The sequence below is a fragment of the Brotocaccenecus cirricatena genome (genome assembly GCF_020687045.1).
Classification (GTDB): domain Bacteria; phylum Bacillota; class Clostridia; order Oscillospirales; family Oscillospiraceae; genus Vescimonas; species Vescimonas cirricatena.
This window is the reverse complement of sequence record NZ_JAJEPW010000015.1, coordinates 20,296-39,786: the sequence shown is the minus strand read 5'-3', so window position 1 is coordinate 39,786 and position 19,491 is coordinate 20,296. Positions and strand designations below refer to the sequence as shown.

At 62.3% G+C, this 19,491-nt stretch carries 21 protein-coding genes and 1 pseudogene; 9 read left to right on the top strand and 13 right to left on the bottom strand.

Annotation, left to right across the window (positions count from 1 at the left end):
* Positions 1-60 precede the first annotated feature (60 nt).
* The 4 genes and pseudogenes from LKD37_RS06855 to LKD37_RS06840 all read right to left on the bottom strand — a co-directional run bounded on the left by LKD37_RS06855 (position 61) and on the right by LKD37_RS06840 (position 2,403).
* A complete protein-coding gene (locus LKD37_RS06855) occupies positions 61-273 on the bottom strand; it encodes a DUF5348 domain-containing protein (RefSeq protein ID WP_302928532.1) in 213 nt (70 codons plus the stop codon).
* Between the two features lie 20 nt (positions 274-293).
* Positions 294-1,259, bottom strand: coding sequence for a DUF6017 domain-containing protein (locus LKD37_RS06850; protein ID WP_302928531.1), 966 nt, complete (start codon positions 1,257-1,259; stop codon positions 294-296).
* A 275-nt stretch (positions 1,260-1,534) separates the two neighbouring features.
* Positions 1,535-1,942 (bottom strand): annotated as a pseudogene (locus LKD37_RS06845) (manganese catalase family protein); the annotation flags it as partial.
* Positions 1,942-2,403 (bottom strand): spore coat protein CotJB, encoded by a 462-nt coding sequence (locus tag LKD37_RS06840; RefSeq protein ID WP_302928530.1) that lies wholly within the window; start codon positions 2,401-2,403, stop codon positions 1,942-1,944. The pseudogene LKD37_RS06845 and the gene LKD37_RS06840, both read right to left, overlap by 1 nt.
* Before the next feature lie 166 nt (positions 2,404-2,569).
* On the opposite strand from LKD37_RS06840, the gene LKD37_RS06835 reads away from it, so the two are divergent.
* The 3 genes from LKD37_RS06835 (at position 2,570) to LKD37_RS06825 (ending at position 4,975) form a co-directional block, all read left to right on the top strand.
* The gene (locus tag LKD37_RS06835) at positions 2,570-3,289 is read left to right on the top strand and encodes an N-acetylmuramoyl-L-alanine amidase (protein WP_302928529.1); all 720 of its coding nucleotides are present in this window, start codon (positions 2,570-2,572) and stop codon (positions 3,287-3,289) included.
* Positions 3,286-4,647, top strand: coding sequence for a DNA repair protein RadA (gene radA / locus LKD37_RS06830; RefSeq protein WP_302928528.1), 1,362 nt, complete (start codon positions 3,286-3,288; stop codon positions 4,645-4,647). Before LKD37_RS06835 ends, radA begins: the two co-directional genes overlap by 4 nt.
* A gap of 154 nt (positions 4,648-4,801) precedes the next feature.
* Complete coding sequence (locus tag LKD37_RS06825) at positions 4,802-4,975, top strand: hypothetical protein (protein WP_302928527.1); 174 nt, start codon at positions 4,802-4,804, stop codon at positions 4,973-4,975.
* Positions 4,976-5,033: 58 nt separating this feature from the next.
* On the opposite strand, the gene LKD37_RS06820 is transcribed toward LKD37_RS06825, so the two are convergent.
* The 5 genes from LKD37_RS06820 to rpmE all read right to left on the bottom strand — a co-directional run bounded on the left by LKD37_RS06820 (position 5,034) and on the right by rpmE (position 8,091).
* Positions 5,034-5,288 carry a YwiC-like family protein gene (locus tag LKD37_RS06820; RefSeq protein WP_302928526.1) on the bottom strand — a complete coding sequence of 85 codons (255 nt, stop codon included), beginning with the start codon at positions 5,286-5,288 and terminating at the stop codon, positions 5,034-5,036.
* A gap of 25 nt (positions 5,289-5,313) precedes the next feature.
* Positions 5,314-5,949: a YigZ family protein gene (locus LKD37_RS06815; protein ID WP_302928525.1), complete on the bottom strand. Its 636-nt coding sequence runs from the start codon at positions 5,947-5,949 to the stop codon at positions 5,314-5,316.
* On the bottom strand, positions 5,939-6,481 hold the full coding sequence (locus LKD37_RS06810; RefSeq protein WP_302928523.1) for a GNAT family N-acetyltransferase: 543 nt from the start codon (positions 6,479-6,481) through the stop codon (positions 5,939-5,941). Before LKD37_RS06810 ends, LKD37_RS06815 begins: the two co-directional genes overlap by 11 nt.
* A complete protein-coding gene (gene hflX / locus LKD37_RS06805; RefSeq protein ID WP_302928522.1) occupies positions 6,478-7,782 on the bottom strand; it encodes a GTPase HflX in 1,305 nt (434 codons plus the stop codon). Before hflX ends, LKD37_RS06810 begins: the two co-directional genes overlap by 4 nt.
* A gap of 105 nt (positions 7,783-7,887) precedes the next feature.
* A complete protein-coding gene (gene rpmE / locus LKD37_RS06800; protein WP_021859148.1) occupies positions 7,888-8,091 on the bottom strand; it encodes a 50S ribosomal protein L31 in 204 nt (67 codons plus the stop codon).
* A gap of 280 nt (positions 8,092-8,371) precedes the next feature.
* Between rpmE and gltX the strand changes: the two genes are divergently transcribed.
* The 5 genes from gltX (at position 8,372) to LKD37_RS06775 (ending at position 13,890) form a co-directional block, all read left to right on the top strand.
* A complete protein-coding gene (gene gltX / locus LKD37_RS06795) occupies positions 8,372-9,865 on the top strand; it encodes a glutamate--tRNA ligase (protein ID WP_302928521.1) in 1,494 nt (497 codons plus the stop codon).
* A complete protein-coding gene (locus tag LKD37_RS06790) occupies positions 9,859-10,491 on the top strand; it encodes a stage II sporulation protein M (RefSeq protein WP_302928520.1) in 633 nt (210 codons plus the stop codon). The genes gltX and LKD37_RS06790 overlap by 7 nt, the downstream gene beginning before the upstream one ends.
* A gap of 72 nt (positions 10,492-10,563) precedes the next feature.
* A complete protein-coding gene (locus tag LKD37_RS06785; RefSeq protein WP_302928519.1) occupies positions 10,564-12,660 on the top strand; it encodes a glutamine synthetase III family protein in 2,097 nt (698 codons plus the stop codon).
* 174 nt (positions 12,661-12,834) lie between these two features.
* The gene (locus LKD37_RS06780; protein WP_302928518.1) at positions 12,835-13,074 is read left to right on the top strand and encodes a hypothetical protein; all 240 of its coding nucleotides are present in this window, start codon (positions 12,835-12,837) and stop codon (positions 13,072-13,074) included.
* Positions 13,075-13,179: 105 nt separating this feature from the next.
* Positions 13,180-13,890 carry an ATP-binding protein gene (locus LKD37_RS06775; protein ID WP_302928517.1) on the top strand — a complete coding sequence of 237 codons (711 nt, stop codon included), beginning with the start codon at positions 13,180-13,182 and terminating at the stop codon, positions 13,888-13,890.
* Positions 13,891-13,933: 43 nt separating this feature from the next.
* Here LKD37_RS06775 and LKD37_RS06770 read toward each other — a convergent pair whose 3' ends face one another.
* Genes LKD37_RS06770 through LKD37_RS06755 form a run of 4 tightly spaced genes read right to left on the bottom strand, consistent with a single transcriptional unit; the run spans position 13,934 to position 18,231 of the window.
* Positions 13,934-14,515 carry a flavodoxin family protein gene (locus LKD37_RS06770; RefSeq protein WP_302928516.1) on the bottom strand — a complete coding sequence of 194 codons (582 nt, stop codon included), beginning with the start codon at positions 14,513-14,515 and terminating at the stop codon, positions 13,934-13,936.
* A 5-nt stretch (positions 14,516-14,520) separates the two neighbouring features.
* Positions 14,521-14,865 (bottom strand): histidine triad nucleotide-binding protein, encoded by a 345-nt coding sequence (locus LKD37_RS06765; RefSeq protein ID WP_302928515.1) that lies wholly within the window; start codon positions 14,863-14,865, stop codon positions 14,521-14,523.
* Between the two features lie 36 nt (positions 14,866-14,901).
* A complete protein-coding gene (gene alaS, locus LKD37_RS06760) occupies positions 14,902-17,547 on the bottom strand; it encodes an alanine--tRNA ligase (RefSeq protein ID WP_302928514.1) in 2,646 nt (881 codons plus the stop codon).
* A 30-nt stretch (positions 17,548-17,577) separates the two neighbouring features.
* Positions 17,578-18,231, bottom strand: coding sequence for a CatA-like O-acetyltransferase (locus LKD37_RS06755; protein WP_302928513.1), 654 nt, complete (start codon positions 18,229-18,231; stop codon positions 17,578-17,580).
* Between the two features lie 394 nt (positions 18,232-18,625).
* Between LKD37_RS06755 and LKD37_RS06750 the strand changes: the two genes are divergently transcribed.
* On the top strand, positions 18,626-19,489 hold the full coding sequence (locus LKD37_RS06750) for a class I SAM-dependent methyltransferase (RefSeq protein ID WP_302928512.1): 864 nt from the start codon (positions 18,626-18,628) through the stop codon (positions 19,487-19,489).
* Positions 19,490-19,491 lie beyond the last annotated feature (2 nt).

Genomic DNA, 19,491 nt, shown 5'->3' with positions numbered 1-19,491 from the left:
TTATGTGCTGCGCCGCTTTTAGGCGCAAAAAATGGGCGTCCGCTATCTGCGCCGCCCCGCTTAAATCCGCACCAGTAAGCCGTTCAAGTCCTCGGCGCGGACACCCGCAAGATACCAGTTGTCGCCGTACTCCATGCGGGTCGGCTTCCACTTGCCGCCTGTGAATACCTCCAAGCACTCGCCGCAATGCAGCCCGCCGTAGTAATCGGCAAGATCAAAGCGGATGTCGTAACGGTCAGAGGTTTCGTCAAAAAACAATGCGCCCTGCTTCATAGTCTTGTCCTCCTTTGGTTTTACAGGCTTTCGCCCTCGTTGCAGGTGTAATCGGGTATGCCGCCTTTCGGCTTCGCCCATGCGCCGCCTGCCATGTCGTGGGCGACAAGGGCGGTATAGTAGCTGTCGATGGTGGACGGGGCGTTGAACAGCACCGCCCGTAGATACTGCTTGATATTGCGGATCTTCGTGGTGTTCTCCCGCATACAGTCAAGGACAAATTCAATATGGCTGCTCGTCAGCTTCAAAAACTTGCTTTTGACAAGCTCTGCCGGATAGTCGTCCCCGGCGATGCGGAGCGTCTTTCTCGCTGTGCATACCGTTTCCAGTATGAGGTCAACGATTTCGTCCAATCGGTCTTTATCCATGTGCGGGTCCTGTATGAGAATGTCATACTCGATATTGTCCTTGATGATGTCCCTGTAAATCTCTATTGCGCTCTGCGTTTTCGCTTCCGTTCCTTTCCGTTCCGGCTCTGCCGCGTCCTCTGTGAAAGGTGAGGGGTAAGGGGAAAGGATAGGAATGGAATGGGTATTTGATAGATCCGTATTTGATTTCTCTTTTTTTGATAAATCAGTTCTTGATATATCTTTATTTAATTGCGTTGGATTTTCCGACGTCGGATTATCCGTCATCGGATTTTCCAACATCGGGTTATCCGTTGTTGGATTTTCCAATATCGGGTTTTCCAACTGCGGCTGCTCGTAGATGGTGTACTCGATTGCCGCCATTTTCCCTTTTTCGTCGCGCCCCTGCCGCCGGGTGATATATCCGGCTTTTTCAAGCTCCCATACGGCGGTACGGATCGCGTCAATACTTTCCCGGTTGATGCGGGACAGCCCCGCAAGGGTATAGTCCCAGTTGTCCGGCAGGGACAGCATTTGCGAAAGCAGCCCCTTTGCTTTCAAGGTCAAGTCCCTGTTGCGTAGATGGTGGTTGCTCATTACGGTATAGCCGCGGTTTCGTTCCACACGGAAAACGGCCATTGTTCATCACTCCTTTGCTGTGGTTTTGTTACGCAGTAGAAGCGCGTTTTTAAGGGAAAAGGTATAAACACCTTGCCTCGTCAAAACTGCGCCCCAAAAGCCGCTTGCTGCAAGGCTTTTCCTGCTCTACTGCGTAACATAAGGGCATGAAAAAAGCGGCGTTTCTGTTCTCCCTGTGCGGGATTGAGAAACGCCGCCTGTGCGGTACGCTTATGTTTTGGAAATAGCTTGTCCTATCGTTTTTTGATGATATGTTGTTCTTACGCAGTCGTACCATCGGCGGCCAGGTCCTCTGTCAGGTCGGCGATCAGGTCGCCCTTGACGGCCATGGACGCCGCGTTCCACGGGGAGCCGGAGGCGGCGGTGGGATACACACCGGCGGTGTGATCCACGAAATACGCCTCGTATCCCGCCTTCTTGACCTCCTCCGGCGTCATGTTCCGGGTCAGCTGGTGGACGATGGCGCCGATGATCTCCAGGTGTCCCAGCTCCTCGGTGCCGATGTCCGTCAGCAGGGCCTTCAGTTCCGGATAGGGCATGGAGTACCGCTGGCTCAGATAGCGCAGAGACGCTCCCAGCTCGCCGTCTGGACCACCGTACTGGCTGATGATAAACGCCGCCAGCTTGGGGTTGGGATTGGCGATGCGCACGGGGTACTGCAGCTTCTTTTCATATACAAACATCAGTCCGAACCTCCTTCGTCCCAGGGCCACGGATCGTTGAGCCACCGATAGCCGCCCTCCGTGACGGTGGTCTGGGTCAGGGGGCCGTACTGCTCCTGATACCGGGCGCGGCCCTCCTTGGCCAGGGCGATATACTTCCAATACAGGTTCAGGACCTCCTGGTCGTCGGCATGGGTCACCAGATACAGCCCCAGCTCGTCAATGGCAAAATCCAGGGCCATCAGCTCCGACAGGGCGTTGTTGGCCGCCGGGAACCGGCTGCGCAGCTCCTTATGAAACGGCAGGTCCAGCCCTGGAAACAACGTTCCCTGCTGCAGGGCCTCCCGCTGGTCATACCGGGGCGGGTCCTGCTGCTGCATGGCCACAAAGGGAAAGGCCAGCGCCCCGCAGCCGCCGGGGAGACTGCCCTGGTTCTGCGGGCACCCATTGGCAGGGGTGCAGCTGCTTGTTTCTGTGTACAAGGGGATTCCTCCTTCACAAATCGTGGGTATGGCCCCCGCGCGGGGGCTCACTCCAGTATATGTGCCCCTCCCCCGGCGGGAAACGGGGGATTCCCTTTTATCGGAAAATGTGGTATGGTATAGAAAACGCATCCCCTGCATACGGTGAGCCGAAGGGGGTGCGGAGATGATCGTTATACTTCGCCGCCGGTATCTTGCGGCGGCTGCGGCGGTGCTGCTGCTGGCGGGAGCCGCCGCCGTCCTGCGGCCGGGATGTCCTGCCGCTGTAAACGCCGCCGGAGCGGGCTGCCGGACCATCGTTCTGGACGCCGGACATGGCGGCGAGGACGGCGGCGCGGTGTCCCCGGACGGGGTGGTGGAAAGCGACCTGAACCTGGCCATCACCCGGCGGCTGCGGGATGTGCTGCTGTTTCTGGGCCGGGATACCGTGCTGACCCGGACGGGGGAGGACGCGATTTATTCGCCGGAGGCCGTCACCCTGCGGGAGAAGAAGGTGTCGGACCTGAAAAACCGGGTGGACCTGATCAACAGCCAGCCGGAGGCGGTGCTCATCAGCATCCACCAGAACAGTATGCCCGACCACCCGTCGGTCCATGGGGCTCAGGTGTTTTATAACGGCGCGGCCTCCGGCCCACGGCTGGGCGAGACGGTCCAGGCGGCCCTGAACGGCGCCGTCAACGCCGGAAACGGGAAAAACGCCAAGGCCATCGACAGCACCATCTATCTGATGAAAAATGTACAATGTCCCGCCATTTTAGTGGAGTGTGGCTTTCTGTCCAACCGGACGGAAACCGGGCAGCTGCTGACCGGCGGGTATCAGCTGAAGCTGGCGGTGTGCATCGCCGCCGGATTTCTCCAGCACGACACGGAGGGAGCAAGCGCATGAAAACCAAAACCGTATTTTACTGCACCGAGTGCGGCAACGAGACCCCCAAGTGGGCGGGACGCTGCCCGGCCTGCGGCGCATGGAACAGCATCGTGGAGCAGGCGGATAAGCCGGTGAAATCCGGCAGAAAGCCAGCGTCGGCGAGGGCTATAAAGCCTGTTCCCATTACAGAGATCGGCACGGCGGATGAGATCCGCTTTTCAACCGGTATGGGGGAGCTGGACCGGGTCCTGGGCGGCGGCGCGGTGAAAGGCTCCCTGGTGCTGGTGGGCGGCGCGCCGGGTATCGGCAAATCCACCCTGATGCTCCAGATCTGCAAGAAGCTGGGGGAGTTCGCCCGGGTGCTGTATGTGTCCGGCGAGGAGTCGGCCCACCAGCTGAAGCTGCGGGCTCAGCGCCTGGACGCGGAGAGCGATAATCTCTACGTTCTGTCGGAGACCTGCCTGGGGAATATCTTAGAGTGCGTCCGCAGCGAGCAGCCGGACGTGCTGATCGTGGACTCCATCCAGACCCTGTATAACGAGGACCTGGATTCCCCCGCCGGAGGGGTGGGACAGGTGAAGGACTGCACCATGGCCCTGATGCAGCTGGCCAAGGGCCAGGGGGTCACCGTGTTTGTCATCGGCCATGTGAACAAGGAGGGCTCCATCGCCGGGCCCAAGGTCCTGGAGCACATGGTGGACTGCGTGCTGTATTTCGAGGGGGACCAGCACATGACCTATCGGATCCTCCGGGCGGCAAAAAACCGCTTCGGCGCCACCAACGAGATCGGCGTGTTCGAGATGATGGACCGGGGCCTGCGGGAGGTGGAGAACCCCTCGGAGATGCTGCTGTCCGGCCGTCCTAAGGACGCCCCCGGCACCTGCGTCACCTGCGCCATGGAGGGGGCCAGGCCCGTTCTGGCGGAGGTGCAGGCCCTGATCGCCCCGGCCAGCGCCTCCAACCCCCGGCGCATGAGCAACGGCTTCGACTATAACCGGGCGGCCATGCTGCTGGCGGTGCTGGAAAAGCGGGGCGGGCTGAAGGTGTCCCAGTGCGACGCCTATCTGAACATCATCGGCGGGCTGACCCTGGAGGAACCGGCGGCGGACCTGGCGGCGGTGGTGGCCATCGCCTCCAGCTATCTGGACAAGCCCGTGCCGGACCATATGGCGGCCATCGGCGAGGTGGGCCTCTCCGGGGAGATCCGCTCCATCAGCCACCTGGAGCAGCGGCTGACCGAGGTGCACCGTCTGGGCTTCACCCAGTGCATGATCCCGGCCCGCCGGGCCCGGGAGCTCAAGCCCCTGCCGGGGCTGGAGCTGCTGCCGGTGCAGAACATCGCCCAGGCCCTGCGCCTGCTGGTCCGGGAGAAATAATCCGGGCAGGGGAGACACTCTTTGGCACATAAAGGGTACTTTTTGGGAGAAAATGGAATAATTATCTTGACAGTAGGACCATAAGGGTTTATCCTGTTACCGTGAGAAACGCCCGGCGGACTGGGCCGGGTATGCGGAAAGGAGCATCCCCGTCGTGATTGAGTTGACGGATCTGCCGGATGGCGCACTGGAAGACATGAAACGTTATGTGTCCTATGCCTGGCCGCCGGGGCGCATCGCCCAGCTGCTGAACCGCGCGTATGATCTGAACCTGACTCGCGAGACCGTCATCGGCATGCTCCGCCGGTTGAAGCACGAATGTGAATAAAAATTTGAGCATCCCCTCCGGGCGCGGAAGGGATGCTCTGTTTTTGATTTTTGAGGAATCAGGCGTTGTTCTTTTCCTGCTCCCTGCGGTCCTGCTCCTCCAGTTGGCGCTTGGTGCGGCGCAGGTCCACGATCATCAGAACCGCCGACAGCACGCAGGCCACAAACAGGATATAATACACCGCCTGGCCCAGATAGATCCCGGCCAGCAGGAACAGCACAGCCAGAGCCGCCAGAATAAAGGTGATGTCCACCTGCTTGCGGCGCTTTTTCGTGCGGCGGAGAATTTCCAGTCTCTTTTCGTTGTCGTCCATGTTGCGTCTCCCTTTCTGTAATCTATCAGATGTCCTCCCGGGGACCCGGGCGCAGCTCCGTTCCGGACAGTTCCAGCCGCAGCCGTCCGGCGGACAGCTCTGTCAGCCGGTCCTGCAGCCGCCGGGGGGCATCCTCCGGCAGGGACAGGGTCAAAGCCACCTCCGCCCCGTAGTCCACGGCGTCCACGGTGCCGCCGACGGCCTGCACCTCCAGCTTCACCCGCTCCAGCAGGGGATAGGGACAGGTGCAGCGGGCCGCGGTCCACAGGCCCATGGCCGCCACGCCCGCAGCGGCCAGCGCGTCCCGGGCGCTTTTGCTGTAGGCCCGGGTAAGCCCTCCGGCCCCCAGCAGGATGCCGCCGAAATAGCGGGTCACCACGCACAGAACGTTGGTGACGTGCTCCCGCTGGAACACCGCCAGCATAGGCTGACCGGCGGTGCCCTGAGGCTCGCCGTCGTCGCTGTAGCGGACCACGCTGCCGCCCAGCAGATAGCACCAGCAGTTGTGCCGGGCGTCGTAGTGCTGCTTCTTCACCCGGCGCAGCAGCTCCTGGGCCTGGTCCTCGCTGTCCACCGGCCAGATGTGGCCAATGAAGCGGGAGCGCTTTTCCACAAATTCACTTTCCGCCTCCTGATAGGGAACGTAGATTTTATCCCCCATGGCGGACCTCCCATTCCTGTCTTGTGATGGCCTGGCACACGCCGGGGCGCTCCGTTCCGTCGGGCCACGGCGACGGCGGCGTATCGCAGACATGGCGGAAGCCGCACTTCTCCTGCACCCTCCGGGACTTCTCATTTTCCGGGGAATGGGCGCACCATACGCGCTGGACTCCCATCTCCTGAAACTGCCAGCGCAGCAGTTCCTCCACGGCCTCGGGAACAAGCCCCTGCCCCCAATAGGGGTGGGCAATCCAGTAGCCGATCTCCGGCTCTCCCTTCCCCACCGGTATCGCCGTGGGAAACACACCCACGGAGCCGATGGGACCGCCGTCGCCGCCCTTGAGCAGCACCGCAAAGGTGCCCTCCTCGGACAGCACGGTACGGATGATCTCCCGGCTGTTTTCCACGGAGGTGTGAGGCGCCCAACCGGCGGAGGGGCCTACCTCCGGGTCCCTGGCCCAGCGGTACAGGGCCTGGGCGTCGCTGTCGCACCACGGGCGCAGGATCAGCCGCGAGGTTTCCAGCTGCATCATAGCTCCCAATCCTCCTTTTCCTCGCGCCAGCCCTCCACATAGTCCTTCACCTGGCCCAGCACCTTGGGGGTGCACACGGCCGCCACGTCGATGGTGGCGGCGTACTCCACAGACTCCACCCTGGCCTCCCGGTACAGGCCGTCCAGCAGTCCGGCCTTGTCATAGGGCAGGTGAATGGTCACCCGGCGGGTACCCTTGTCCAGCTTCTTGTCGATGCACGCCAGCAGCTCCGGCACCCCCTCGCCAGTCTTGGCGGAGATGGACACGGTGTCCTCCCCGGCGGAACGCTGACCGGAAAAGGCCAGGTCACACTTGTTGTATACCCGCAGACAGGGGATGTGGTCCGCCTTCAGCTCCCGGATCAGGCTCTCTACAATGGCGGCCTGCTGCTGCCACTGGGGATTGGACACGTCGATGACGTGGAGCAGCAGGTCCGCGTATTCCAGCTCCTCCAGGGTGGCCTTGAAGGCCTCCACCAGCTGATGGGGCAGCTTGCGGATAAAGCCCACGGTGTCGGAGATCACCACGTCCAGGGTATCGCTGACGGTCAGCAGCCGGGTGGTGGTGTCCAGGGTGTCGAACAGGCGGTTGTTGGCGGGAATCCCGGCCCCGGTGATGGCGTTTAAGAGGGTGGACTTCCCGGCGTTGGTATAGCCTACGATGGCCACCACGGGGATTTCGTTTTTCATGCGGCGCTGGCGCTGGGTGCACCGGACCCGGCGCACCTCCTCCAGCTCCGCCTTCAGCTTGTCGATTTTTCGGTGAATGTGGCGGCGGTCGGTTTCCAGCTGGGTCTCGCCGGGGCCCTTGGAGCCGATGGGGCCCTTGCCGCTGGTGCCGCCCTGGCGCTCCAGATGGGTCCACATACCGATCAGCCGGGGCAGCAGATACTGATACTGAGCCAGCTCCACCTGCAGCCGCCCCTCCCGGGTCCTGGCCCGCTGGGCGAAGATATCCAGGATCAGGCCGCTGCGGTCCAGCACCTGGACCCCGGTCATCTCCGTCAGCACCCGCAGCTGGGAGGGGGACAGGTCGTTGTCGAAGATGACCATGGTGGCCTTCTCATCCTGCACCATGCGGCGGACCTCCTCCACCTTGCCCTCGCCGATGAAGCTGTGGGGGTCCGGCTTGTCCCGGCTCTGCAGGATCATGCCCACGGCCTGGCCTCCGGCGGTGTCCACCAGGGCGGACAGCTCCGCCAGGCTCTCCTCGTCAGCGCTGTCGTCTCCCAGCACCGGGGACCGCAGGCCCACCAGCACCGCATAGTCGCGCTTTTCTTCCTGTAAGGTCGTTTGTTCCATATTTGCCCTCGTTTCCGGTGTTTTTACCAAAGATTTTCGCATACCCGGCGGCAAATGCAAACAGGACCCGCAGCCAAAACGGGTGCGGGTCCTGTAAAAGTGTCTTTACTTGTCCAGACCGAAACGCTTGTTGAACTTGGCCACGCGTCCGCCGGTATCCACCAGCTTCTGCTTGCCGGTGAAGAAGGGGTGACACTTAGAGCAGACTTCTACGCGAATATCCTTCTTCGTAGAACCTGTCTCAATTACATTACCGCAGGCGCATTTAATAGTAGTCTGCTGATAATTGGGATGGATTCCTTCCTTCATTGCTCTGGTTCACCTCTTTCTGGTACAAAAGTCCTTTTCACAAAGGCAACTGTGATTTTACCACTTTTCCCGGACAATTGCAAGCATTTTTTGAAGAAAATTCCGAAACCGGGATTTTTGGCGTCTGACAGGCAAAAAGTCAAGGATTGGGCCGTATTTCCCCTGCGATTTGTGAGAAAATGCAGGAATTTATGATTGACATTTTCCCGGAACAAAATATAATAAATGAGTGTATTTTGGATTTAGCTGTTTAGTTATCTAAATTTGGGAGGAAGAAAGCATGTCGTTGGATAAGACCTATTTCGAGCAGATGGAGGCCAAAATCCCCCACGGGCGGGTCCGGACCCGGTTTGCCCCGTCCCCCACGGGCTATATGCACGTGGGTAACCTGCGGACGGCGCTGTATACCTGGCTGATCGCCCGGTCCCATGGCGGGGATTTCATCCTGCGCATTGAGGACACGGACCAGGGCCGCTATGTGGACGGCGCGGTGGACGTGATCTACCGCACCATGGCCGAGTGCGGCCTGACCCATGACGAGGGCCCCGACGTGGGCGGCCCCGTGGCCCCGTATATCCAGTCCCAGCGGCGGGACACCTATGGAAAGTATGCCCGTCTGCTGGTGGAAAAGGGCGGCGCGTACTACTGCTTCTGCGAAAAGACCGAGTCCGAGGAGGACTCCGGCGACTTTGACCGGGCGGCGGACCCCTGCCGGGACCTGCCTCTGGAGGAGGCGGAGCGCCGGGTAGCCGCCGGCGAGCCCTATGTCATCCGTCAGCGCATTCCGGCGGAGGGCGTCACCACCTTCCATGATGCCATTTTCGGCGACATCACCGTGGAAAACAGCACCCTGGACGACCAGGTGCTGATGAAGCGGGACGGTCTGCCTACCTATAACTTCGCCAACGTCATCGACGACCACCTGATGGGCATCACCCATGTGGTCCGGGGCAGCGAGTATCTGTCCTCCGCCCCTAAGTATGACCTGCTGTATCACGCCTTTGGCTGGGAGGTGCCCACCTATGTGCACTGCTCCCCGGTGATGCGGGACGCCCAGAACAAGATGTCCAAGCGCCACGGGGACCCCTCCTATGAGGACCTGAAGGCCCAGGGCTATCTGACGGAGGCCATCCTCAATTATGTAGCCCTGCTGGGCTGGAGCCCCAAGGGCGACCTGGCGGAGCAGGAGATCTTCGACCTAGAGGGCCTGACCCGGGCCTTCGACATCACAGGCATTTCCAAGTCCCCGGCCATTTTCGACCGGGCCAAGCTGGACCACTTCAACGCCGTGTATCTGCGGAGCATGGAGCCTGCGGCCTTTGCCAGGGCGGCGGAACCCTACATCCGCCAGAGCGTCCAGAATCCTGCCTATGACCCGGCGGCCATCGCCGCCCTGCTGCAGGCCCGGTGCGAGCGGCTGACGGAGATTCCCGAGAAGGTGGACTTCTTCGACGCCCTGCCGGAGTACCCGGTGGATTTCTATACCAACAAAAAGTCCAAGACCAACCCCGAGGTGTGCGCACGGATGCTGGAGGCCGCCATTCCCATGCTGGAGGCCCTGCCGGACTGGACCGACGAGAGCATCCATGACGGCCTGGTGAACCTGGCCGCGTCCCTGGAGGTGAAGAACGCCACCCTCATGTGGCCCGTGCGCATTGCGGCGGCGGGCAAGCTGGTGACCCCCGGCGGCGCGGTGGAGATCTGCCGCATTCTGGGCCGGGAGGAGACCCTGCGCAGGCTTCGCCAGGGGCTCTCCATGCTGACGGCATGCTGAAATGGCTGGCGCGGCAGCGGCAGCAGCTGCACGGGTTTTACCGGGACGGCTTCGGCCGGGCCTTCGGCATGACGGCCCTGGCCTTTGCCGTGGTCATGGTGGTCAGCTATCTGGTGACCCTGCGCTATCCCGCCCCCATTGAGCGGCTGATTGAGCTGTTCCGGGAGCAGATCGCGGACCGGGGCATCGTGGACGCGGAAGGGAATTTCAGCGCTCTGGGGCTGTTTCTCAACAATCTCCAGGCCTGCGCCCTGGCCATGGGCTATGGATTCATCCCGTTTCTGTATCTGCCTGCGGTGTCCCTGGGCATCAACGCCATGATGTTCGGCGGCTTTGCCTCGTACTATGTGCAGTTGGGCCTGCCTCTATGGTATTACGGCGCGGGGACGCTGCCCCACGGGATTTTCGAGCTGCCGGCCCTGTTTCTGGCCATGGCCGGTGGCCTGTACCTGTGCCGGACCCTGGTGCGCTATGTGCGGCGCAACGAGAAGGGCCTGGTGGGGCCGGTGGTGCTGAACCTGCTGCGGCTGCTGGTGATGCACATTGTCCCCCTGCTGCTGGCGGCCGCCGCTATCGAAGCGTATGTCACCCCCGTTGTTATGGAGGCGCTGGCGCGGCTGATCTGATGCTGTTCCTGCGGGCATTGCCCGCTGAAAGATAAAACTACAGACCGCAAGTGCGGCGAAAGGAGCCTTACAATGAACGAAAAAGTCACAAGTATCCCTGAACTGTTCGGAAGCATGGTGTTCACACAGGAGCAGATGCGACAGCGTCTGCCGGCCCACATCTACGATGCTTGGCAGCAGTGCCTGGTGCAGGGAACGTCATTGGACCGCTCCATCGCCGACGAGATTGCCGCCGCCATGAAGGAATGGGCCATTGAAAAGGGGGCCACCCACTATACCCACTGGTTCCAGCCCATGACCGGCTTCACCGCCGAGAAGCACGACAGCTTCATCGCCCCCCAGGGGCCCACCGGCGTGCTGATGGAGCTGTCCGGCAAGGAGCTATCCCGGGGCGAGGCGGACGCCTCCAGCTTCCCCTCCGGCGGCCTGCGGGCCACCTTCGAGGCCCGGGGCTACACCGCCTGGGACCCCACGTCCTACACCTTTGTGAAGGATAAGACCCTGTATATCCCCACCATTTTCTGTTCCTACGGCGGCGAGACTCTGGACAAAAAGACCCCCCTGCTGCGTTCCATGAAGCTGCTGGACACCCAGAGCATCCGCATCCTGCGGCTGTTCGGCAACACCCAGGCCCAGCACGTCACCGCCCAGGTAGGCCCGGAGCAGGAGTATTTCCTCATCGACAAGGAGATGTACCGCCGCCGGGAGGACCTGGTCCTCTGCGGCCGGACCCTGTTCGGCGCCAAACCCCCCAAGGGCCAGGAACTGGACGACCACTACTACGGGGCCATCAAGCCCCGGGTGGCGGAATTCATGCACGAGCTGGATCAGGAGCTGTGGAAGGTGGGCGTTCCCGCCAAGACGGAGCACAACGAGGTGGCTCCCGCCCAGCACGAGGTGGCCCAGGTGTATTCCGATGCCAACAGCACCTGCGACCACAACCAGCTGACCATGGAGTTTCTGAAAAAGGTGGCCGACCGCCACGGTCTGGTGTGCCTGCTGCACGAGAAGCCCTTTGCCGGCATCAACGGCAGCGGCAAGCATGACAACTGGTCCCTGGCCACGGACACCGGCGAGAATCTGCTCAAACCCGGCAAGACCCCCAGCCAGAACGCCCAGTTCCTGCTGTTCCTGGCGGCGTTTATCAAGGGCGTGGACGAATATCAGGATATGCTGCGCTGCTGCGTGTCCTACCCCGGCAACGACCACCGGCTGGGCGGCAACGAGGCCCCTCCGGCCATCATCTCCGTGTTCCTGGGCGATGAGCTGACGGCCATCCTGGATTCCATCATCAACGGCCAGGCCTATGTGGACAAGGCCAAGCGGAAGCTGGAGATCGGCGTAGACACCCTGCCGGAGATTCCCCAGGACACCACGGACCGCAACCGTACCTCGCCCCTGGCCTTCACCGGCAACAAGTTCGAGTTCCGTATGCTGGGCTCCTCCCAGTCCATCGCCAGCCCCAACGTGGTGCTCAACACCATCATGGCCCAGGAGCTGGAGGAGTTCGCGGACATTCTGGAGCAGTCCAACGACTTCCGGGCGGACCTGCAGAACCTGCTGCACGACACCTTCAAGGCCCACCAGCGCATCATCTTCAACGGCAACGGCTACGGCGGGGACTGGGTCCGGGAGGCCCAGCGCCGGGGCCTCAGCAACCTGCGGGACACCGTGGACTGTATGCCCGCCTATATCGACCCCAAGAACATCCGCCTGTTCTCCAGCCACAACATCCTCAGCGAGACGGAGATGCGGGCCCGGTATGAAATTCACCTGGAGAATTACTGCAAGGTCACGTCCATCGAGGCGGCTACCCTGCGGGATATGGTCATGCGGGGCATTCTCCCGGCGGTGAACCGCTACACGGCGGACCTGACCCAGGCCATCCTGCGCAAGCGGGAGCTGGTGGTTCCCTGCCGGGTGGAGGAGGACCTGCTGTCCAGGCTCTCCGGCCTGACCGCCAGCCTGTACGACACCATGACGGCCATGGAGCAGGCTATGGACCAGGCCCCCGACGCCGAGGGCGGCATCGAGGCCGCCCGGTACTACCGGGAGGAGATCGGCCGCCGCATGGAGGAGGCCCGCCAGTCCATCGACCGGCTGGAATCCCTGACCGCCGCGGAATACTGGCCCTACCCCACCTACGCCGACATCCTGTTCTCTGTGTAAAATCAATCAACCAGCCCCGGGGGCCTCCCATTCAGGAGGCCCCCGTTTTTTCTGCCCGCAGTTTATAATTAATTTAAAAAGCATTAATGTTCCTCTAATATTTCCGCCGTAAGATAGCACCAGAACGAAGGGGAACGACACCCCGGAACACAGAATATCAAGGAGGAACAACTTATGAAAAAGACCATCCGTAATCATATCGACACCATCACCACCTGCCGCCTGGCTGAGGGCCTGATCCTGGAGCGCCGGGTCACCGAGAACGGCATCGACCTGCGGGTGATGCTCCAGCGCCCCCTGGAGGAGTATGACGGTCTGCAGACCGCCGCCGAGGCTGCCTACATCGAGCAGTACCTGGTGGAGAAGTACCGGGGTGTGGCGGATGTTGCCACCATTCTCCGGCTGGCCTCTTGAAAAACCGGCCAAAATCTGTTGCGCTGATACCGAGACCCGGCGACGCCGCCTATCCCATCCTGCGGGCGGCGCCGCCATGCTTTATAAAAGAGGAGGGATCCCCCTATGCACCTTCTGTTTGCCGAGGATCAGCCCCAGCTGCGCCGCTCCGCCCGGGAATACGCCCTGCTGGAGTATCTGATCCGCAACAAGGGCATCATCCTCTCCCGGGAGCAGATCGAAAACAACCTCTGGAACTATGACTACGCCGGAGGCACCAATGTGGTGGACGTATACATCAGCTATCTGCGCAAAAAGCTGGACGGCGGCCACGAGAAAAAGCTGCTGCACATCACCCGGCTGGAGCAGGGTACGCAGAAGCTCCAGCTGGAAACGGCGGACCTGAGCCAGCTGGTGGAGGTCCTCTGTGAGGAGCAGGCCCATCTGGCCCCGGAGGGCACCACACTGACGGTGCATACCCAGCCGGATCTGCTGGTAAACGGGGACGTGACCCTGCTGTCCCGGCTGCTGACGAACCTGATCTCCAACGCCTACCGCTACGGGAAACCCAACGGCCATGTGTGGGTGGACCTGCGCCGGGAGGGCCAATGGGCCGTGCTGTCCGTCCGGGACGACGGCATCGGCATCGCCCCGGAGGACCGGGAGCGCATCTTCCAGCGCTTTTACCAGGTGGACGCCGCCCGGGGCAAGGACGGCAGCGGCCTGGGCCTGTTCATGGTGCAGCAGGCGGCCCGGCTCCACGGCGGCTCCGTCACCGTGAACAGCCGGATAGGGGAGGGGAGCACCTTCACCGTCCGTCTGCCGCTGGCAGAATAAAACAAAACGCCGGACCCCATCGGGGCCCGGCGTTTGTGCGTATTCAGATGCTTTCGTTTACCTTCCGGGCAAATTCCGCCGCCAAGCGGGCCTTTTCCGGGTCCATGAACACCGTGTCATAGCCCCGGTGCCGCTGGGCCAGCATACCCAGCAGCCGCAGACGGGAGTGCTTGCAGTAACGCTGCATCCCGGCCTCCCAAAGGTCCGCGCCCTTTTCCACGGGATAGCCGCAGGTGGCGATCAGGGCCACAGGCTTGCCCTCCCACAGGGACGGCCCCTTCTCCCGGCCGTAATACTTGTTCATTCCGTATACCAGCCGGTCCAGGACCTCCTTCATGGGCGGGGTGCAGTACCAGGAGTAGATGGGCGTGGCCAGCACCAGCAGGTCGCAGGCCAGCACGCTGTCGAAAATCTCCTGCATGTCGTCTTCCTGGGGGCAGCCGAACACTGTCCAATCCTGCTGGCACACCCGGCAGGCCCGGCAGGGCCGGACCTCCAGGTCATACAGCCAGACCGTCCGGCAGGACCAGCCCAGCTGCTCCAGCTCCGCCGCAAAGGGCGCCGTCAGCGCGGCGGTGTTGCCCTGCTTCCGGGGACTGGCCAGCAGGATACAGGCCTTTTTCATGTCCCTTAGCCCGGAGGCCAGGTCATATCCCGGCCGGACAGCACATGGAAGTGCAGGTGATGCACGCTCTGACCGGCCTGCTCGCCGATGTTGGACACCACGCGGTAGCTCTCCAGCCCCTGCTCCCGGCACAGCCGGGCGATGACCTCGAAGATGTGGGCCACCACGGCGCTGTTGCCGCCGTTTACCTCCGCCACGGAGCCGATGTGCTCCTTGGGGATCACCAGGAAGTGCGTGGGGGCCTGAGGCGCGATGTCGTAAAAGGCGTAGCACAGCTCGTCTTCATACAGCTTGTTGGAGGGGATATCCCCGCCGACAATTTTGCAGAACAGGCAGTTGTCGTCTCGCATAGTCATGCTCCTTTCGTTATTTCCACTCTCCCGGCTTCAGGAGAGCTTTTCCGACACAAAATCGTCCACGGAGGCCAGGGCGTCGTCCACCTTCAGCAATTCGGTGCCGCCGCCCATAGCGGAATCTGGCTTGCCTCCGCCCTTGCCGCCGCACACGGCGGACACGGACCGGACCAGGTCGCCGGCCTTGATGCCCCGGGCCACGGCCTCCTTGCCGCACACGGCCAGGAAGGATACCTTTTCGCCGTTGATGCTGGCGATGACTGCCACAACGCTGGGGTCCTTATCCCGCAGGAAGTCGCCCATGGTGCGCATGGCGGCGGTGTCCATGCCGGTGCGGGTGGTGGTGATCACATGCAGGCCCTTCACGGTTTTGGCGGAGGCCAGGAACTGCTTGGCCTCGCCCAGGGACGCCTCGGACTTCAGCTTGTCCAGAGTCTGGCGCAGCTGCTTCATTTCGCTGGCCTGCTGCTCCATGCGCTCCAACAGGGAGGCGGGGGCGGTTTTCAGGAACTGGGCCGCCTTGTGCAGCACGCCCTGGCTGCGCTCCATGCTCTGCAGCGTCAGCTTGCCGCAGGTGGCCTCGATCCGACGCACGCCGGAGGCCACGCTGGTCTCGGATTTCACCCGGAAGGGGCCGGCCTTGGCGGTGTTATCCACATGGGTACCGCCGCAGAACTCGATGGACACATCACCCATCTCCACCACCCGGACGGTGTCGCCGTACTTTTCGCCGAACATGGCCACGGCGCCCTTTTTCTTGGCCTCCTCGATGGGCAGGACCTCCGTCACCACGGGATAGCCCTCCAGAATGGCGTCATTGACCAGCTCCTCCACCTGATGCAGCTCCTCCGGGGTGATGGCCTCAAAGTGGGTGAAGTCGAAGCGCAGCCGGTCCGGCTCCACCAGGGAGCCCGCCTGGTGCACATGCTCGCCCAGCACCTTCTTCAGGGCCGCATCCAGCAGGTGGGTTGTACTGTGGGCCCGGCGGATGGCCTTGCGGCGCTCGGTATCAATGGCGGCGTGGACGGTGTCGCCCACATGGAGGGTGCCCTCCGTCAGGCGGCCATAGTGCATGAACTTGCCGCCCTTGTTCTTCTGCACGTCGGACACGGTGAACAGAACGCCGTCTGCGCTGATGGTGCCGTGGTCGGCAACCTGGCCGCCCATCTCCGCATAGAACGGGGACCGGTCCAGCACCACCACGGCGTCGGACCCGGCGGGGATCTCGCCCCGCAGCTCGTCGTCGGCCACCAGGGCCACCACCGTGGCGTCGAACTCGTTGTGGTCATAGCCCACGAACTCCGTGGCGGGGATGTCCTTGCCGAACTCCACACCGGCCCAGCCCAGGTCGCCCAGAGCCTTCCGGGCCTCACGGGCCCGCTGCTTCTGCTCCTGCATCAGCTGGCGGAAGCTCTCCTCGTCCACGGTCATGCCCTGCTCGGCCACCATTTCCGCCGTCAGGTCGATGGGGAAGCCGAAGGTGTCATACAGGCGGAAGGCGTCGGCGCCGGAGAAAATCTTCTCCCCCTTGGCCTGATGCTCCGCCAGCAGGTCGGAGAAGATCTTCATGCCGCCGTCGATGGTGCGGCCGAAGTTCTCCTCCTCGGTGCGGATGACCTTGGTGATATACGTCTGCTTTTCCAGAAGATCAGGATACTGTCCCTGGTTTTCATGGATCACGGTGTCCACCACCTGATACAGGAAGGGATCGTTGACGCCCAGGAGCTTCCCATGGCGGGCGGCCCGGCGCAGCAGCCGCCGCAGCACATAGCCCCTGCCCTCGTTGGAGGGGAGGATGCCGTCGCAGATCATAAACGTGGCAGAGCGGATGTGATCGGTGATGACCCGCAGGGACACATCCCGCTTTTCCGTCTCGCCGTAGTGGGCCCCGGTCAGCTGGGACACCTTGTGGGTGATGTTCATCACGGTGTCCACGTCGAACAGGCTCTCCACATTCTGGCACACACAGGCCAGACGCTCCAGGCCCATACCGGTGTCGATGTTCTTCTGCTTCAGTTCGGTATAGTGGCCCTGGCCGTCGTTGTCAAACTGGGAGAACACGTTGTTCCAGATCTCAATGTACCGGTCGCAGTCGCAGCCCACGGTGCACCCGGGCTTGCCGCAGCCGTACTCGGGGCCGCGGTCATAATAGATCTCGGAGCAGGGGCCGCAGGGGCCGGAGCCGTGCTCCCAGAAGTTGTCCTCCTTGCCGAAGCGGAAGATCCGCTCCTTGGGGATGCCGATCTCCTTGTTCCAGATGTCGAAGGCCTCGTCATCGTCCAGATAGATGGAGGGGTACAGCCGGTCGGCCTCCAGGCCCACCCACTGGGGGCTGGTCAGGAATTCCCAGCTCCAGGCGATGGCCTCGTGCTTGAAATAGTCGCCGAAGGAGAAGTTGCCCAGCATCTCAAAATAGGTGCCGTGGCGGGCGGTCTTGCCCACGTTGTCGATGTCGCCGGTGCGGATGCACTTCTGGCAGGTGCATACCCGGTGGCAGGGGGGCTCCTCCTCACCCTTGAACCAGGGCTTCATGGGGGTCATGCCGGCGTTGATGAGCAGGATGGATTTGTCGTTCTGGGGCACCAGGGAAAAGCTGGGCAGCCGCAGATGGCCTTTGGACTCGAAGAACGACAGGAACATCTCCCGCAGTTCATTCAGGCCGTGATAGGGATGGGACATGGTTCATTACTCCTTTATCTCAAATTGTTTTTACTGATTTTCTTCTGTGGGGCACAGGGCGGCGATCTCTTCCTCCAAAGCCCGGTAAAAGCGGGCAATGTGCCATCCGTCCGCCAGGGCGTGGTGGACCTGGATGGATACAGACAGCTGGGTCATGCCGCATCGCATGAACAGCTGCCCCCAGCTGACCCGGACGTTGCTGTCCGCCGGAGTGCAGGCCGGGTGGGTCAGGGACGTGTAGTTCAGCCACGGCAGGCAGGAGGCAAAGATGCTGGGGCTTTCCGCCCGGCGGTCCGTTTCGATGGTGCCGCCCTGCCGGGCCGCTGCCTGCTGCACGCGTCCCATGGCGATGTAGTCCTCATAGGGCACCCGGGCCGACTCCATCCGGCAATAGGCATAGCTGCCGTCTGGCTTCATCTCGGTGAAGGATACCGGGCACTCGTCATACTCTACCACCTGGCCGTCCTCAATGCGCCGCCGCAGCTCCGGCACCCGGTTCACCGCCCGGTGAATGACATACAGCATGGTCAGGAAGATAGGCTTGTGCTCCGCCCGCAGCCGCAGCTCCAGGGCCGTCACATCCAGCTGCACCGTTACCCCGGCATAGGGGAAGGAATACCCGCTGAACAGCTGAAACTGCTCCCGCCGGGGGTCCTTCTCCATATCAATTACACGCCGCTCCATAATCGCCTCCTGATAAACAAAAACGCCCCGCCCCACATAGGGGCGAAGCGATGCTTCACGGTACCACCCTAATTAACGGCCGGAGCCGTCATCTCAGTCATCCGGTAACGGGGATGGGGCGTGCGGCTCGTCGCCGCCGGCTCGGAGACGGCCCTCTGCCCTGTGACCCGGCGGGCTCACACCCTTTCCCACCTCGCTTGCGGCGCACTCCGCGGCAGATTCTTCTCGTCATTGCCTTTGACGTTCTGTATTTTACCACAGATCCGGCCGTTGTCAAGGGTTCCGCCCGCTTCCGGTCACAATTTTTTCACAATTTGCGCCCCAAAGCCGCACTTGACGCTGGGACGGGTCTATTGTATAATGGGTTGATTTAATGTGCGGAGGTATACCCATTATGTGGATCGCGGATGGCTGGAAGGATTATGAGCTGCTGGACTGCGGCGGCGGAGAAAAGCTGGAGCGCTGGGGCGACCAGATTCTGGTGCGGCCGGACCCCCAGGCCATCTGGGAGTCGGACCGGAAGAACCGGGGCTGGCGCACGGCCAACGCCCGCTACAGCCGCTCCAGCACCGGCGGCGGCCACTGGGACAAGAACAAGCTGCCGGAGAGCTGGCCCATCGCCTATAAAAACCTCCGCTTCCAGGTCAAGCCCATGAACTTCAAGCACACGGGCCTGTTCCCGGAGCAGGCCGCCAACTGGGACTTTGCCATGGACCAGATTCGCCGGGCGGGCCGCCCCATCCGGGTGCTGAACCTGTTCGCCTATACCGGCGGGGCCACGGTGGCCAGCGCCGCCGCCGGGGCCAGCGTCTGCCATGTGGACGCCGCCAAGGGCATGGTGGCCTGGGCCAAGGAAAACGCCCGGGTCTCCGGCCTGCAGGATGCCCCCATCCGCTGGATCGTGGACGACTGCGCCAAGTTCGTGGAGCGTGAGATTCGCCGGGGCAAGACCTATGACGCCATCATCATGGACCCCCCCAGCTATGGCCGGGGTCCCAGCGGCGAGGTGTGGAAGCTGGAGGAGAATCTCTATCCCTTCGTGAAGCTGTGCGCCCGGGTGCTGTCCGATAAGCCCCTGTTTGTGATCCTGAACTCCTACACCACGGGCCTGGCCCCGTCGGTGCTGGGCTATATCCTGCAGATGCTGGTGGGCCGCCGCTTCGGCGGACACGTCACCTGGGACGAGCTGGGCCTGCCGTGCACGGATTCCGGCATGGCGCTGCCCTGCGGAGCCACCGGCCGCTGGATGAGCAAATAAAA

Bases quoted from the DNA above. Each gene is read 5' to 3' on its own strand.
- LKD37_RS06855 (WP_302928532.1), bottom strand. From the start codon at position 273: ATGAAGCAGGGCGCATTGTTTTTTGACGAAACCTCTGACCGTTACGAC.
- LKD37_RS06850 (WP_302928531.1), bottom strand. From the start codon at position 1,259: ATGGCCGTTTTCCGTGTGGAACGAAACCGCGGCTATACCGTAATGAGC.
- LKD37_RS06835 (WP_302928529.1), top strand. From the start codon at position 2,570: ATGATCGTTATACTTCGCCGCCGGTATCTTGCGGCGGCTGCGGCGGTG.
- radA (WP_302928528.1), top strand. From the start codon at position 3,286: ATGAAAACCAAAACCGTATTTTACTGCACCGAGTGCGGCAACGAGACC.
- LKD37_RS06820 (WP_302928526.1), bottom strand. From the start codon at position 5,288: ATGGACGACAACGAAAAGAGACTGGAAATTCTCCGCCGCACGAAAAAG.
- LKD37_RS06815 (WP_302928525.1), bottom strand. From the start codon at position 5,949: ATGGGGGATAAAATCTACGTTCCCTATCAGGAGGCGGAAAGTGAATTT.
- LKD37_RS06810 (WP_302928523.1), bottom strand. From the start codon at position 6,481: ATGATGCAGCTGGAAACCTCGCGGCTGATCCTGCGCCCGTGGTGCGAC.
- hflX (WP_302928522.1), bottom strand. From the start codon at position 7,782: ATGGAACAAACGACCTTACAGGAAGAAAAGCGCGACTATGCGGTGCTG.
- rpmE (WP_021859148.1), bottom strand. From the start codon at position 8,091: ATGAAGGAAGGAATCCATCCCAATTATCAGCAGACTACTATTAAATGC.
- gltX (WP_302928521.1), top strand. From the start codon at position 8,372: ATGTCGTTGGATAAGACCTATTTCGAGCAGATGGAGGCCAAAATCCCC.
- LKD37_RS06790 (WP_302928520.1), top strand. From the start codon at position 9,859: ATGCTGAAATGGCTGGCGCGGCAGCGGCAGCAGCTGCACGGGTTTTAC.
- LKD37_RS06785 (WP_302928519.1), top strand. From the start codon at position 10,564: ATGAACGAAAAAGTCACAAGTATCCCTGAACTGTTCGGAAGCATGGTG.
- LKD37_RS06780 (WP_302928518.1), top strand. From the start codon at position 12,835: ATGAAAAAGACCATCCGTAATCATATCGACACCATCACCACCTGCCGC.
- LKD37_RS06775 (WP_302928517.1), top strand. From the start codon at position 13,180: ATGCACCTTCTGTTTGCCGAGGATCAGCCCCAGCTGCGCCGCTCCGCC.
- LKD37_RS06770 (WP_302928516.1), bottom strand. From the start codon at position 14,515: ATGAAAAAGGCCTGTATCCTGCTGGCCAGTCCCCGGAAGCAGGGCAAC.
- LKD37_RS06765 (WP_302928515.1), bottom strand. From the start codon at position 14,865: ATGCGAGACGACAACTGCCTGTTCTGCAAAATTGTCGGCGGGGATATC.
- alaS (WP_302928514.1), bottom strand. From the start codon at position 17,547: ATGTCCCATCCCTATCACGGCCTGAATGAACTGCGGGAGATGTTCCTG.
- LKD37_RS06755 (WP_302928513.1), bottom strand. From the start codon at position 18,231: ATGGAGCGGCGTGTAATTGATATGGAGAAGGACCCCCGGCGGGAGCAG.
- LKD37_RS06750 (WP_302928512.1), top strand. From the start codon at position 18,626: ATGTGGATCGCGGATGGCTGGAAGGATTATGAGCTGCTGGACTGCGGC.